This is a genomic window from Saccharothrix sp. 6-C (genome assembly GCF_016695385.1).
Taxonomy (GTDB): domain Bacteria; phylum Actinomycetota; class Actinomycetes; order Mycobacteriales; family Pseudonocardiaceae; genus Actinosynnema; species Actinosynnema texasense.
Genome location: NZ_CP064192.1, coordinates 2845914 through 2860581 on the forward strand (window position 1 = coordinate 2845914; position 14668 = coordinate 2860581).

Annotated in this window: 9 protein-coding genes; 7 read left to right on the forward strand and 2 right to left on the reverse strand. The window is 72.3% G+C overall.

Annotation, left to right across the window (positions count from 1 at the left end; translation table 11 throughout):
- Window positions 1-21: 21 nt before the first annotated feature.
- Window positions 22-1857: an asparagine synthase (glutamine-hydrolyzing) gene (gene asnB / locus IOD16_RS12750; protein ID WP_201440214.1), complete on the reverse strand. Its 1836-nt coding sequence runs from the start codon at window positions 1855-1857 to the stop codon at window positions 22-24.
- A 425-nt stretch (window positions 1858-2282) separates the two neighbouring features.
- Window positions 2283-3545, reverse strand: a complete 1263-nt coding sequence (locus IOD16_RS12755; protein WP_201440215.1) for a LacI family DNA-binding transcriptional regulator — start codon at window positions 3543-3545, stop codon at window positions 2283-2285.
- Between the two features lie 145 nt (window positions 3546-3690).
- On the opposite strand from IOD16_RS12755, the gene IOD16_RS12760 reads away from it, so the two are divergent.
- The 7 genes from IOD16_RS12760 to fabF all read left to right on the forward strand — a co-directional run bounded on the left by IOD16_RS12760 (window position 3691) and on the right by fabF (window position 14653).
- A complete protein-coding gene (locus tag IOD16_RS12760; protein WP_201440216.1) occupies window positions 3691-5028 on the forward strand; it encodes a tachylectin-related carbohydrate-binding protein in 1338 nt (445 codons plus the stop codon).
- 17 nt (window positions 5029-5045) lie between these two features.
- Window positions 5046-6314, forward strand: a complete 1269-nt coding sequence (locus tag IOD16_RS12765) for a M23 family metallopeptidase (RefSeq protein WP_201440217.1) — start codon at window positions 5046-5048, stop codon at window positions 6312-6314.
- A 63-nt stretch (window positions 6315-6377) separates the two neighbouring features.
- Window positions 6378-7349: a magnesium transporter CorA family protein gene (locus IOD16_RS12770; RefSeq protein WP_236594940.1), complete on the forward strand. Its 972-nt coding sequence runs from the start codon at window positions 6378-6380 to the stop codon at window positions 7347-7349.
- 41 nt (window positions 7350-7390) lie between these two features.
- Window positions 7391-7732: a DUF4342 domain-containing protein gene (locus IOD16_RS12775; RefSeq protein ID WP_201440218.1), complete on the forward strand. Its 342-nt coding sequence runs from the start codon at window positions 7391-7393 to the stop codon at window positions 7730-7732.
- A 1182-nt stretch (window positions 7733-8914) separates the two neighbouring features.
- A complete protein-coding gene (locus IOD16_RS12780) occupies window positions 8915-11605 on the forward strand; it encodes an aldehyde dehydrogenase family protein (protein WP_123742045.1) in 2691 nt (896 codons plus the stop codon).
- Window positions 11606-11634: 29 nt separating this feature from the next.
- Complete coding sequence (locus IOD16_RS12785) at window positions 11635-13377, forward strand: thiamine pyrophosphate-binding protein (protein ID WP_201440219.1); 1743 nt, start codon at window positions 11635-11637, stop codon at window positions 13375-13377.
- Between the two features lie 25 nt (window positions 13378-13402).
- A complete protein-coding gene (fabF, locus tag IOD16_RS12790; RefSeq protein WP_201440220.1) occupies window positions 13403-14653 on the forward strand; it encodes a beta-ketoacyl-ACP synthase II in 1251 nt (416 codons plus the stop codon).
- Window positions 14654-14668: the final 15 nt, after the last annotated feature.

Consider the following 14668-nt stretch of genomic DNA (forward strand, 5'->3'; position numbering starts at 1 on the left):
CGACCCGGACCGGGCGCCGGCCTACGCGAGCGCGAGCCGCGGGTTGTGGATGTCCATCCACACGCCGAAGTCGATGGCCCGCTCCATCCCCAGCCGGGTCGTGCGCTGCACGGCCTCGGCGTCCTGGCGGGTCGCGTCCTCCAGCCACTTGCGGTTCACCAGCTCGAAGACGCCGTGGTCCTTGGTGGAGAGCAGGTCCTTGCACTGCGCCTGCAACTGCCGCACGTAGTACGGGTCCTGGGTGGACGGATACGGGCTCTTCACGCGCCAGGCGACCGACTCCGGCAGCAGGTGCTTGACGGCGCCGCGCAGCAGGCTCTTCTCCCGGCCGTCGTAGTGCTTGAACGACCAGGGCGCGTTGTAGACGTACTCGACCAGCCGGTGGTCGCAGAACGGCACCCGCACCTCGAGCCCGACCGCCATGCTCAACCGGTCCTTGCGGTCGAGCAGGAACCGCAGGAAGCGGGTCAGGTGCAGGTTGATCATGATCCGCATCCGGTACTCGTGGTCGTCCTCGTCGTCACCCCGCTTCACGTCGCCGACCGCGGCGTCGTACTGGTCGCGCCGGAACTCCTCCAGCTCCAGCCCGTCCAGCAACGGCTGGTTCAGCCCGTGGCCGTCCTTGTCCAGCGGCCCGATGCTGAACGCGATCCACGGGAACGCCCGCGCCTTCTGCACGTCGGGGTTGTGCATGTGCCGGTACCCGCCGAAGATCTCGTCGGCCGACTCGCCGGACAGGGCCACGGTCGACCGCTTCCGGATCTCCTTGAACAGCAGGTACAGCGACAGGTCCATGTCCCCCAGGGTGATCGGCACGTCCCGCGCGGTCAGCACGGCCCGGCGGACCTCCGGGTCGGCCAGCGTCTTCGGGTCGAGCACGAGGTCGGCGTGCTCGGAGCCGACGTGGTTCGCCAGGTCGTGCACGTACTGGGTGTCCGCGGTGTCGTGGAACTCGTTGGGCGTGAAGTTGTCGGCCTGGCCCGCGAAGTCGACCGCGAACGTCCGCACCCGCTCGTCGCCCATGTGGGCCGCGGCCAGCGCGGTGAGGGTGCTGGAGTCCAGGCCGCCGGACAGCAGGAGGCAGCGCGGCACGTCCGCGACGAGCTGCCGCCGCACGGTGTCGTCCAGCAGCTCGTGCACCCGGCCGACGGTGGTCTCCAGGTCGTCCTCGTGCGCGCGGGTCTCCAGCCGCCAGTAGGTGCGCTCGCGCACGCCGTCGACGTCGACCGTGACGACCGTGCCCGGCTCGACCTGGCGCATGCCCGCCCAGATCGCGTGGCCGGGCGTGAAGGCGAACGCGAGCGACTCCCGCAGCCCGTCGGTGTCGACCACCCGCTCGGCGATCGGGTTCGCCAGGATCGCCTTCGGCTCCGAACCGAACAGGATGCCGTCGGGCGTCCGGTAGTAGTAGAGCGGCTTGATGCCGAGCCGGTCGCGGATCATGACCAGCTTGCGGTCCCGCGCGTCCCAGATCGCGAACGCGTACATGCCGTTGAGCCGGTCGGCCAGCGCCGCGCCCCAGCGCAGGTACCCCCGCAGGACGACCTCGGTGTCGCTCGACGTCGTGAACCGCTCACCCAGCCCGGTCAGCTCGTCGCGCAGCTCGACGAAGTTGTAGGCCTCGCCGCTGTAGACCAGCGACACCTCGCCGTTCGGCGTGCGCGCCGACATCGGCTGGGCGCCACCGGGCAGGTCGATCACGGCCAGCCTCCGGTGGCCGAGGGCGGCGTGCCGGTCGACCCAAGTGCCGTGGGCGTCCGGGCCGCGGCAGGCCATCGTCCGGGTCATCGCCTCGAGCGTCTCGCCCTCCCTGGTGAGGTCGCGGTCGAATGAGACCCAGCCGGTGATTCCGCACATCCGTGTGCCTCCTGTGGTGTTCCGGAGAGATTCGGCGTTCCCGCCGCCCACCCGAGCGACCACGGCTGGTCGGACGACCGCTCCGCGGCGTCTCCAAGGGCGTCCCGGACGCGCCACCCCGCCCGTCACGACGACAGCGGCGGCACACCGGGGATGCTCGGGTGACCTGCCCGTGAGCGGTCTTCCACTACCCCCGTCCGACCCCCTCGCACGAGCTATTTCCCAACATACATTTTCTACGGAATTGGAGCTCGTGCGTTCGACGGCAACCCGTAGGCGTGGTCGGAATTCGCGGTGGGATCGACTATTCTCGTGGTGCGCCCAGGTGCCGTCCCACAGGGCCGGACATCAGTTCGAAAGATTTCGAAAAATGTTGGAAACACTTCGGCGGTCCGTTCGGGGTGCGCGGATTCCGCCGGGCCGGCTCACCTCGGCGGCGCGGTGCTGTCGCGGACCACGAGGGTGGTGGCCAGCTCCACCCGGCTCTGCGCCGGCGTCCGGCCGGCGGCCAGGGTCAGCACCAGCTCGGCGGCGGCGGCGCCCATCTCGACCATCGGCTGCCGCACCGTCGTCATCGGCGGCCCGCACCAGCGCACGGCCGGTATGTCGTCGAAGCCGACCACGCTGAGGTCCTCGGGGATGCGCAGGCCCGCCTGCCGGGCCGCCTCGTAGACGCCGAGCGCCTGGAGGTCGTTGCCGCACAGCACGGCGGTGGGCGGCTCGGGCAGCCGCAGCAGCTCCCGGGCGTGCTCGTAGCCCTCCTCGAAGGCGAACTGGCCGACGCGCACCAGCCGCTCGTCCAAGGGCCTGCCGTGCTCGGCCATCGCCGCGCGGATGCCGCCGAGCCTGGCCCGCGCGCACATCCGGTCGGCCGGGCCGGCGACGACCGCGATCCGCCGGTGGCCGAGGGAGAGCAGGTGCCGGGCCGCCGCGATGCCGCCGCTCCAGTTGGCCGCGCCGACCGACGGCACCGAGTGCTCCGGCTCGCCCGTCGGGTCCAGGGCCACCAGCGGGATGCCGCTCGTGGCCAGCAGCCCGTGCTGCTCGCTGGTGAAGCCCAGGTGCACGACGACCACGCCGCACGGCTGGCGCGACAGCAGGTCGTGCGCCCACGACCGGCCGGTCGCGGACTGGCGCGCGGCGTCGGTGAAGCCGACGGCCAGCCGGTGCGCGCCCGCGACCCGCTCGACGCCGTGCATGACCCCGACCGCCAGGTAGCTCTGCATGCCGAAGAAGACGACCTCCACGTTCGGCGACCGCACGACCGCCTCCGGCCGCCGGTAGCCGTGCTCCCGCAGCGCCGTCTCCACCCGCCGCCGGGTCGTCGCCGCCACGCCCGGCCGCCCGTTGAGCACCTTGGACACCGTCGGCGCGGACACGCCGGCCAACCGGGCGACGGCCGCGACGGTCAGCTCGCCACGCCGCCGCCCGCGCGGTCGCACCTCCGCGAGCGCGTCGGGCCGCTCCGCGGCCCGCGGGTTGCGCACCGCGTCCACCTGGTCGAGCAGCCGGGTCCGGACCGCCTCCGCCTCCCGGTCGGCCGCGGGACCGGCGGGCACCGTCTCGGTCAGGTACCGCCGCTTGCCCGAGCCCGGGTCGACCCCGGCGTACACCCGCACCCGCAACGACCCGCTCGGCAGCCGTTCGACCTCGCCACGCGCCTGGCGCCGTGCACCGGGAGTTCCCATGGAGCCACGGTACCGCAGAATTAGCTCCACGACGACCTGGCGATGGCTCCACGGAACGGACTTCTCCGCACACCGCGTTTAGCGACTTGTTAGAGCGCCCTGCCACGGTCGCGCTCGCATCGGGACCAAGGGGAGAGGACGCACCATGCCCGGAACCACCATCAAGGCGATGACCGCGGTGTTCGTCGCCGCCGTCACCGCCGTGACCGCGGCGACGGCCACCGCCACCGCCGCGCCCGCCGAGGCGGTGACCACCGCGCGGACCGGCGAGGTGACCGCCACCTCGACGATCGGCGGTCAGATCACCAGATCCGAGGTGCTCGCCAGGGCCGCGGACTGGTACGACCGCCGCCACGACGCCGACCTGACCTACGACCAGGGCGCGAAGGCCTGGGACGTCGGCCGCACCCGCCAGTACCGGCGCGACTGCTCGGGCTACGTCGGCATGGCGTGGCACCTGGGCTACGACCCGAACACCGACGGCCTGGACGAGTCCACCCTCACCGTGCCGATCTCGCGGGCCGAGCTGCGCCCCGGCGACCTGCTCAACGACCGGGTGAACGACGACGGCGGGCGCTACCCGTACCACGCGATCCTGTTCGGCGGCTGGGAGAACGCGGCGAAGACCACGTTCTGGTACTACAGCTTCGGCTCGACGCCGGTCGCCAAGGTCACCGGCGCGTCGTTCGGCCAGTCCTCGCTCTCGGGCCACCCGACGTCGCACTACCGGGCGCTGCGCTACCGCAAGATCGTGGACGACGGCGTCTCCGGGACCGCCTCCGTCTACGGCGTCCTGGCCGACGGGCGGCTCACCTACACCGCCGTCGACGCGGCCGACGGCACCCGCACGCACGGCGCGGTGACGTCCGGCGCGTCCCTGGGGTTCGTGCCGAAGGCGATGGCGACGGTGAACTTCAACACGATCCTGGTCACCTCGCCCGCCGGTCAGCTCTACCGCGTGGACGTGATCACGAACGACACGTCGCTGACGTTCGCCGCGCCGGTGCCGCTCGGTGGCGGCTGGACGCACGACCTGCTGGCCTACGACGGCCGCGGCAGCCTCTACGGCATCGCGGCGGGCGCACTGCGCCGCTACACCGTGGCCGCCACCAAGCCGGGAGCGGGTGACATCACCAGCGACGGCCTGATCGACACCGGGTTCACGCTCAAGACGCTGACCGCGACCGGCCAGGACTGGCTGCTCGGCACCACCAGCGGCGGCGAGCTGCTGTCCTACCGGATCCGCGGCGCGGGGGACTGGACGCGCTACGAGCTGAAGTCCTCGACGTGGCAGGTGTTCACCGACCTGGTCTCGCCCGGCGGCGGCGTCTACTTCGGCCACAACGTCGACGGCGGGCTCTACCACTACCTCGACGCCGACCCGTACGACGGCAGCGGCGCGGACCTGCGCGGGCTCGACGCGGTCGACGCGCAGGGCTGGTCGCAGGTGCTGCTGTCCGCCCAACCGGCCACCGTCGCCTGACCGAAGGAGCCAAGGACATGAGAGTGCACAGGGGGATCGTCGCGACCGTCGCGGTCGTGGCCGCGAGCATGGCGGTGACCGTGCCCGCCGAGGCCGCGGCCCCGTTGTTCCAGCTTCCGTTCCCGTGCGGCCAGACGTGGCGCGGCGACTCGGACGGCAGCAGCGCCCACGAGTCGTGGGAGATCGACTTCAACCGCGGCTCCGGCGCCGACGACCTCGGCGACCCGGTCGTCGCCGCGGCCGCCGGCACCGTGCGCACGGCGGCGCACCAGGGCTCGGCCAACGGTTACGGCAACCTGGTGAAGATCGAGCACGCCGGCGGGTACTTCACCTACTACGCCCACCTGAACACGATGGCGGTGCGGGAGGGCCAGAGCGTGGCGCAGGGCGCGACCATCGGCTCGGTCGGCGACACCAGCAAGCCCGGCAACGACATCAGCCCGCACCTGCACTACGAGGTGCGGCTCGGGTCGGGCTACCCGGACAACATCCAGCCCGCCTACTTCGACGGCGTGCGGTTCGGCTACCCGGACCAGACGCTGGCGTCCCGCAACTGCGGCGGCGGCGTGGCGGGCACGGCGTTCATCTACGGCACGACCTCCGACGGCCGCCTCACCTACACGACCGTGAACGCCGCCACGGGCGACCGGACGCACGGGGCGGTCGTGTCCGGGGCGTCGTTGGGCTTCGCGCCGAAGGCGATGGCGACGGTGAACTTCAACACGATCCTGGTCACCTCGCCCGCCGGCCAGCTCTACCGCGTGGACGTGATCACGAACGACACGTCGCTGACGTTCGCCGCGCCGGTGCCCATGGGCGGCGGGTGGACGCACGACCTGCTGGCCTACGACGGGCGGGGGAGCCTGTACGGCATCGCCGACGGGGCGATGCGCCGCTACACGGTCCTGGGCACCAAGCCGGGTGCGGGTGACATCACCAGCGACGGCCTGATCGACACCGGGTTCACGCTCAAGACGCTGACCGCGACCGGCCAGGACTGGCTGCTCGGCACCACCAGCGGAGGCGAGCTGCTGTCCTACCGGATCCGCGGCGCGGGCGACTGGACCAGGTACGAGCTGAGGTCGAGCACGTGGCAGGTCTTCGGTCACCTGCTGTCGGCCGGCGGTGGCGTCTACTTCGGACACAACGCCGAGGGCGGGCTCCTGCGCTACACGGACGCGAACCCGTACGACGGCAGCGGCGCGGACCTGCGCGGCCCCGACACGGTGGACGCGCAGGGCTGGACGCAGGTGCTGCTGTCGGCCCAGCCGGGCACGGTCGCCTGATCGCGGTCCCCGGCCGCGGGTGTCGTGCCGCGGCCGGGGACGCCCGTCGCTACTGTGGGTCAGGTGCCACGAAACCGCCTGTACCGCGACGGCAGGCTCGCCGAGGAGGACTTCCCGGTCGCCGACCTGCCCCGGCTGCTGCGCGACGAGGACGCCGTCGTCTGGCTCGACCTGTGCGGCCCGGCCGAGGCGGACCTGGCGGTCGTCACGGCCGAGCTGGGCCTGCACGAGACGTCCGTGGAAGACGCCCTGGAGGTCCACGAGCGGCCCAAGCTGCACCAGTACGACACGTACCTGCTCGTGAACGCGTACGCGGTCACCTTGGACGAGGCGTCGGGCCGGCTGACGACGGCGGAGCTGTCGGCGTTCGTCACGCCCCGGGCGCTGATCACGGTCCGCAACGACGACCGGTTCGACATGGCCTCCCTGACCAGGCGGTGGGACGAGTCGTCGGAGCTGGCCGGGAGCGGGGTCGGGTTCCTGCTGCACGGGCTGCTGGACGTCGTGGTGGACAGCCACTTCGACGCCGTGCAGGCGCTGGACGACCACATCGAGGGCCTGGAGGACCTGGTGTTCGCCGAGCGGCCGAACGACCCCGACATGCAGCGGCGGGCGTTGGCGATGCGCAAGTCGCTGGTGACGCTGCGCCGGGTCGTGCTGCCGATGCGCGACGTGCTCGCCGCCCTGATGCGCCGCGACCACGCGGTGGTGGACCGCCGGATGACGCCGTACTACCAGGACGTCTACGACCACGTGCTGCGGGCGTCGGAGTGGACCGAGTCGTTGCGGGACATGGTCGCGACCATCCGCGACATCCAGCTCAACCTCCAGGGCAACCGGCTGAACCTGATCATGAAGAAGGTGACCGGCTGGGCCGCGATCATCGCCGTGCCGACCGCCGTGACCGGCTTCTACGGGCAGAACGTGCCGTACCCGGGCTTCAACGAGGTGTGGGGCTTCTGGGTGTCGACGGTCGCCATGCTGCTGCTGTCGGCCGGGCTGTACCGCCTGTTCAAGCGGCGTGACTGGATCTGACCGGCCGGCACGCGGGAGGATGGTCGGCGAAGGGGGTGCGCATGGCGGAGCAGGGTGACGGGCAGGCGCAGGGCGCCGGGCAGGCTGAGGGTGATCGTCAGCCGCCGGGTGTCGAGGCGCTGACGGACAAGATCAGGCAGCTCGTGCAGGAGGGCAACACCCGCCGGGTGGTCGTGCGCAACGGCAAGGGCGAGTCGGTGCTGGACATCCCGGTGACGGCCGGCGTGGTGGCCGCGGTGGCCGCGCCGGTGGTGACGGCGGTGGCGGCGTTCGCGGCTCTCGCCGGCCCGTGGACGGTGGGCGTGGAGCGCCCCGAGCCCACCGCCGGCGCCGAGGTCGACGTCACGGCCGGCGGTGACGGCGCGCCGCCCGTGAAGGGCTGAGGACGGGCTCGGGTCCACGACCCGGGAGGAGGGGTGGGTGGCCGTGAGCCGCCCACCCCTCTTCCGCGTCCTGGTCCGCGACGGCCGTCCCGCGGCGGGAAGTCGTCGGGTGCGTCCGATGTGGAGGTCCACAACGGACGTCGGCGGCGCGGGCCTGCGGAATGCCGTCCTTTTCGGCCGGCGCGCTTCGGAGGTGCGCAGGTCGGTGCCCGGTCGCACCCCGAAGGCCGTCTCGATCGGTGGGGGCGTCGGCCGCGGCACTCTGTGGAGAACCTGTCGGTCGAGTTAACGTGAAGATCGTCCGGGCCGCCTCCGGTGGGGCCGTCTATACGACTTCTATATCTCCATGTTACGGCGGTACTCGGACGTGCCGGAAGTCCGAAGGTGTTCAACCGGTCCGTTCGACTCGATTTGACACCCCATCCGGGCCTCGCTAGCTTGCCGCGCCGGACAATGTGAAGAGCGTTCTGCTTCAGTGTTTTGAGACGGATTTGTCAGCGTGCTGCGCCAATCGGCTGATTGTGATCGACCGACCTCTTGGCCAAGGTGATCGGTGCTGATGAACGGGAACTACTCGTTGCCTGTTAGAAGCTGACGAGCCCGGTCGACGATCAGTCACCTCCACGATCTGCGCAGATCAGGGTGGTGTCGGCACACCCTCCAGTACTGGAGCGGCGTGCGCAGTACCCTGACGCGTGGTCCGCCGGCCGCGCGCGAACTTCCAACGAGGACAATGGCAGTGAATACGATCTCCTGTCCCAGGGGCCCGTTCACCGCCGTTCCCGAGCTATTCGGGAACGCGGTGCGCGGGGCGGACAAACGTGAGGCGGGCACTACCGGCGGTAACTCGGGTGGCGCGGTCGACACCGCGCCACCGGGCACCACGCCGAGTCGTGCGCAGCGGTTGCGCCCGTGGCACGTGTCGCCTCCGACGCGTGCGCCACGTGCGGCGCGACCCTTCTCCTAGCGCCCCCGCGCGAATTCCGGCACCCCGCGGGCGATCGCGGGCGAAATGTGTCCGAAAGCCTCGGCTCACGTTCTGGTTCGTGAGCCGCCCACGCCTGTCCGGGCGGTATCGGCGACTGCGGTCTGCGCGCGATTTCTTCCCGCGCCGCCGGACCGGGTCCATTCCGCGTCAACGCCCCGGTGGGTGTCCGATGAACGAGGAACGAGGGCAGAGCCATGCTTGTGAACGAACACGGCGGGGAAACACCCCTGGCACACGTCGCCGAACGCTGCCACGCGCTCATCGGCGTGCTGCGCGAACGCGGGGTCGGCGACGGCGACCGGGTCGTGCTGTCGGCGCGCAACTCCGACGACTTCGTGGTGGTCCTGTTCGCGCTGATGGAGCTGGGCGTCTCGGTCGGCCTGGTCGACCCCGGCCTGCCGCCCGCGCAGTCCGCCGAGCACGTGGTCGACTCCGGCGCCCGCTGGTTCGTCACCGACGCCGACCAGGCCGACCCCGCGTTCGACCGCATCGCGGCCGGCCTGCTCGACCTGCACGGCCTGGTGAAGACCGCGCGCGACCTGCCGGTCACCGAGGCGCCCGAGCTGACCTTCGCCCAGTGGGGCCGGCGGCGTGACGCGCTCGTGGTCTGGAGCTCCGGCAGCTCCGGCAAGCCCAAGGGCGTCGTGCGCTCCGGCGCGTCCGTGCTGCGCAACGTCGAGCGCACCCAGGCGCGCATGGGCTACGTCGAGTCCGACGTGCTGCTGCCGCTGCTGCCGTTCACCCACCAGTACGGGCTGTCCATGCTGCTGCTCTGGTGGAACGCCCGCGCCACCCTCGTCATCGCGCCCAGCCGGCGCGTCGACCAGGCGTTGGACGTGATCGCGCGGCAGCGGGTCACGGTGGTGGACGCCGTGCCCGCCACCTACGACACGATGCTGCGCGTCGTGGCCCGCCGCGACACCCGCGACCTCGGCTCGGTGCGCATGTGGTGCGTCGGCGGCGAACCGCTGCGCGACGAGCTGCGCGCCCGCTTCGAGACCCGCTTCGACGCCACGCTCCTGGACGGCTACGGCAGCAGCGAGGCGGGCAACATCGCGTTGTCCTCGGTGCAGGACCCGACCTACTGCGGCACGCCGCTGGACGGCGTCGCGGTGGAGGTGCGCGACCCGCTGGGCAACCCCGTGCCCCCGGGCGAGATCGGCGAGGTCGTGGTCCGCACCCCGGACATCATGGTCGGCCTGCTCGAACCCGGCGGCCGGGTCCGCGAGGTCGAGCGGCAGGAGTTCCACACCCGCGACATCGGCTTCCTCACGCCCGCCGGCAGTCTCCGCGTGCTGGGCCGCAAGTCCGCCGTGCACCGCTTCGGCCACACGCTCTACCCCGACGCCATCGCCGAGAAGGCCGGCGCGTGCGGCGCGCCGGTGCGCGTGATCCCGGTCGAGGACGAGCAGCGCGGCACCCAGCTCGTGTTCGTGATCACCGACCCGGCCGAGCAGCCCGTGGCGCACTGGAAGCGCGCCGTGTCGCGGTTCGTCGCCGCGCACGAGCAGCCCAACCGCGTGGTCGTGCTCAAGGAGCTCCCGCTCAACGGCAACGGCAAGGTCGACCTCCAGGCGTTGCGCGACATCGCCGCCTCGACGGTGGCCCTCGAAGGCGTCAAGGGCGTGTTCCCCAGGGTCCACGGCGACGCGGACCCGTCGGCCATCCCGTTCCCGGACCGGCTGGCCCGGCTCACCGACCTCGCCCAGCTGCTGCGCGAACGCCGCACCGAAGTGATGTCCCTGCTCACGCAGGTGATGAGCTACAAGACCGCGTACGGCGAGATCGACGCCTCGATCGCCGCGCTGGAAGGCGCGGCGGCCGAGATCGCCCGGTACCGGCCGCCCGCGATCGGCCAGATCGGCGTGCTGATGCCGTCGAACATCCCGCTCTACAGCTACGTGCTGTACCTGGCGATCCCCAGCCTCTACAGCGAACGCGTCGTGTTCCGGCCGTCGCGGCGCATCGCCGACCAGCTGCTCAAGCTGCACGAGCTGCTGTCCGGCGTGCACCACCTGCCGATCGTCATGGACGACAGCGACCAGCGGGAGTTCCTGGAGGGCGAGGGCGCGCGCTCGGACGTGCTGGTGTTCACCGGCACGTTCAACAACGCCGAGAAGATCCGCGCCGGGCTGCGCCGCGACCAGCTGTTCCTCTACTTCGGCCAGGGCGTGAACCCGTTCGTGGTCGGCGCGGACGCCGACATCCCCAAGGCGGTGGACGGCCTGCTGCGGGTGCGGATGCTGAACTCCGGGCAGGACTGCTTCGGCCCGGACGTGGTGTTCGTGCACACCTCGATCAGCGCCCAGTTCTGCAACCTGCTGTGCCGCCGGGTGGACAACCTGCGCTACGGCCGGTTCGACGACCCGAACGCCGACTACAGCCACATGTTCTACCTCGACGCGTTCGACTCCTCGCTGGACTACCTGCGCGCCGGCCGGGAGCACCTGGCGGCGGGCGGCGAGGTCAACTTCGTCGACGACCACCTCAGCCCCACCGTGCTGATCCGGCCCGCCGACACGAAGATCACCCCGCCCGAGCTGTTCGCGCCGATCTTCAACGTGGTCCCGTTCACCTCGACGGACTGGCTGCACCAGATGCTCGACCACCAGTACTTCCAGGAGCGGGCCATGGCCGCCACGGTCTACGGCCGCCTGCCCGACACCGTCGAGCTGCTGCGCCGGCGGCACACGGTCAGCGTGGACGAGACGGTGATCGACATCGAGGACGGCAACGCGCCGTTCGGCGGCACCGGCATCCGCGCCAACTACGCCGCGCTGGGCCGCAAGCGCCACGCCGAGCCGCTGCTGATCTCGAAGGCCGTCGCGGACCACCTGGGCGCCGACCGCCTGGCCGCGTCCGACGCCACCGGCCGCACGGCCTGACCGCCGCCGAACAGATGGGTGTGATCGAGATGGAACCGCCGACCCCGGACGACGTGCCGGCCATCCACGTCGTGGGCGAGCACCGCCCGGCCCACCACGTCCGGGGCGCCTGGCACGCGGTGGCCCGGCTGCTCGCCGAAGCGGGGGTCGAGGTCGTGTTCGGCCTGCCCGACGACGACCTGGACGCGCTCGGCGCGCTGCACGCCGCCGGTGTCCGGCTGGTCGTGTGCCGGGACCAGCGCAACGCCGTGTTCATGGCCACGGGCTACGCGCTGCGGTCCGGCGCGCTCGGCGTCGCGCTCGTCGGCAAGGGCCCGGCGGTGACCAACACCGTGACGGGCCTGCTGGAAGCGGCGTCGTCCGGCGCGCCCGTGCTGCTGCTCTCCGGCGGCACGGCGGCCGAGCGGCGGGGCAGCGGCGCGTTCCAGGAACTGGACCAGCAGGCCGTGGTCGCGCCCCTGGTGAAGTCGGCGACCCGGGTCGAGCACCCCGACCGGGTGGCGCCCGCCGTGCGCCGCGCGGTCCTGGTGGCCACGTCCGGCGCGACCGGGCCGGTGTACGTGGAGCTGCCCGACCACCTGCTGAAGGTGGACGTGCCGGTGCCGCCGCCCGCGCCGCCCGTCGAACGGCCGGCGTCCGTCCCGGCGCCCGGCGACTCCGCGGCGCTGGACGTGCTGCGCAACGCGCAGCGCCCGATCGTGCTCGTCGGCGGCGGGATGCGGCACCGCGGCGCGGGCGGCGCGGTGGAGCGGTTCGCCGAACGCGTCGGCGCGGCCCTGTCGTGCACGGCCAGCGGGCGCGGCGTGGTGGACGAGTCGTCGGTCCGGTTCATCGGACTGGCCGGCCTGTACGCCTCGGACCGCGCCAAGGCGCTGTGGGACGACACCGACTGCGTGGTGGTGCTCGGCAGCAGGCTGGAGGAGACCGCGACCTACGGCTGGCCCGCCGCGCTCGGCACGACCGTGCCCGTGGTGCAGGTCAACGTCGACCCGGCGGGCGTGGCCACCCAGTACGCGGGGCCGGTCGTGCTCGGCGACGGCGCCGACGTGTGCGCGGCGTGGCTGGAGCAGGTCGTCGACAGCGCGCCGGCCGAGTGGTCCAAGCGCGTGGACGAGGCGCACCACGGGCTGCGCGCCGACCACCGCCGCGAGCTGGCCGACCTCGCCGCCAAGCCCGGCCTGCACGTGGTGGAGGTGCTGGCCGCGCTCGACGCGGAGCTGCCCGCCGACCGCGTCCTGGTGCAGGAGAACGGCTTGCAGGACATGTGGTCCTACAGCTTCCCCCGGTTCGAGTGCGCGCACGGCGCGGGCTCGGTCGTGCCGTCCGAGCAGACCAGCCTCGGGTTCGGCGCGGCGGCGGCGATCGGCGTGAAGGCCGCCTCCGGCGACCGGCCGGTGGTGGCGTTCGTCGGCGACGGCGCGTTCGGCCTGTTCGACGCCGACCTGCCGACGGCCGCGGCCCTCGGCTCGGGACTGCTGTACGTGGTGCTGCGCAACGGCGGCTACGGCTGGCTGCACTCCCAGCTCGGCCCGCACAACGAAGCCCTGGCGGGCACGGCGTTCGTGGACCGGGACGCCGTCACGGCCCGCGCGCCGCACCTGCGCGGCGTGCACCAGGTGACCGTCACCAAGGAGTCGTTGCGCGCCGACGTCGCCGACGCGTGGCGGCGCTCGCAGGACGGCGAAGTCGTCGTCCTCAACGTGCCCGCACGCCTGGAAGACGCGATGTTCGCCGACCACGAGCTCGGCGGCGCCTTCCCGGTCGCCGACTGACCCCCACTGGAGCGAGGAGCAGCACATGGCTGAACGGCACGGCAGGCGGGTCGTCATCACCGGCTGGGGCATGGTGTCCCCGGTCGGCCTCACCGCCGACGAGACGTGGGACGCGCTGGTCGCCGGTCGCAGCGGCATCGGGAACGTGACCGTCATCGACGCCTCCGACCTGCCCACCGACCTGGCGGGCGAGGTCAAGGGCTTCGAGCCGAAGAAGTACCTGAACCACAAGCAGCTGCGCCGCATGGACCCGTACGCCCAGTACGCGTTCGCCGCCGCGTCCGAGGCCGTCGGCACGGCGAAGCTGGAGATCACCGAGGAGAACGCGCACCGCGTGGGCGCGCTCATCGGCAGCGGCTACGGGCCCATGCGGTCCCTCGGCGAGCACGTGCTGGCGCTCGACGCGAAGGGACCGCGCGGGGTCAGCCCGTTCGCGCCCATCACCGGCGCCATCGACAGCGCGGCGGGCGAGATCAGCCTCGCGTTCGGCGTCACCGGGCCGACCAGGGCGGTGAGCAGCGCGTGCGCGACCGGCACCGACGCCATCGGCGAGGCGGCCCGCTGGGTGCGCTACGGCGTGGTCGACGCGGTGATCGCGGGCGGCGCGGAGAACATCCTCACCCGCGTGGACATGGCGGGCAGCGGCAACGCCAAGGCGCTGTCCACCCGCACCGACGCGCCCGCCGAGGCGTGCCGGCCGTTCGACGAGGACCGCGACGGGTTCGTCATGGCCTCCGGCTCCGGGATCGTCGTGCTGGAGTCCGAAGAGCACGCGCTGGCGCGTGGCGCGACGATCCTCGCCGAGGTCGCCGGCTACGCCGCCACCTCCGACGCGCACCACTGGACCGCGCCGCACCCCGAGGGCAGGGGCGCGCGGGCCGCCATGCGCGGCGCGCTGGCCGACGCGGGCCTCACCCCCGAGGACGTCGGCTACGTCAACGCGCACGGCACCAGCACCGTGTTCAACGACCAGTCCGAACTGGACTCCATCCGCGCGGTGTTCGGGGGGCACGCCGAGCGCATCCCGGTCAGCTCCACGAAGTCCATGACCGGCCACATGATCGGGGCGGCGGGCGCGGTGGAGGCGATCGTCGGCGCGATGGCCATCAACCGCGGGCTCGTGCCGCCGACGGTCAACTGCCACCGGCCGATCGACCGCGCGGTCAACTTCGTCGCCCACGAGGCGCAGGCGCACGACGTGGACGTGGTCATGAGCAACTCCTTCGGCTTCGGCGGCCACAACGCCGTGGTCGTGCTGCGCCGGTGGCGGGACTAGGCAATCCCGGGCCGG

What these genes read in the sequence shown, in the direction of transcription:
- IOD16_RS12785 (WP_201440219.1), top strand. Translation starts at nt 11,635, where the DNA reads ATGGAACCGCCGACCCCGGACGACGTGCCGGCCATCCACGTCGTGGGC.
- IOD16_RS12755 (WP_201440215.1), bottom strand. Translation starts at nt 3,545, where the DNA reads ATGGGAACTCCCGGTGCACGGCGCCAGGCGCGTGGCGAGGTCGAACGG.
- IOD16_RS12780 (WP_123742045.1), top strand. Translation starts at nt 8,915, where the DNA reads ATGCTTGTGAACGAACACGGCGGGGAAACACCCCTGGCACACGTCGCC.
- fabF (WP_201440220.1), top strand. Translation starts at nt 13,403, where the DNA reads ATGGCTGAACGGCACGGCAGGCGGGTCGTCATCACCGGCTGGGGCATG.
- IOD16_RS12760 (WP_201440216.1), top strand. Translation starts at nt 3,691, where the DNA reads ATGCCCGGAACCACCATCAAGGCGATGACCGCGGTGTTCGTCGCCGCC.
- IOD16_RS12765 (WP_201440217.1), top strand. Translation starts at nt 5,046, where the DNA reads ATGAGAGTGCACAGGGGGATCGTCGCGACCGTCGCGGTCGTGGCCGCG.
- asnB (WP_201440214.1), bottom strand. Translation starts at nt 1,857, where the DNA reads ATGTGCGGAATCACCGGCTGGGTCTCATTCGACCGCGACCTCACCAGG.
- IOD16_RS12775 (WP_201440218.1), top strand. Translation starts at nt 7,391, where the DNA reads ATGGCGGAGCAGGGTGACGGGCAGGCGCAGGGCGCCGGGCAGGCTGAG.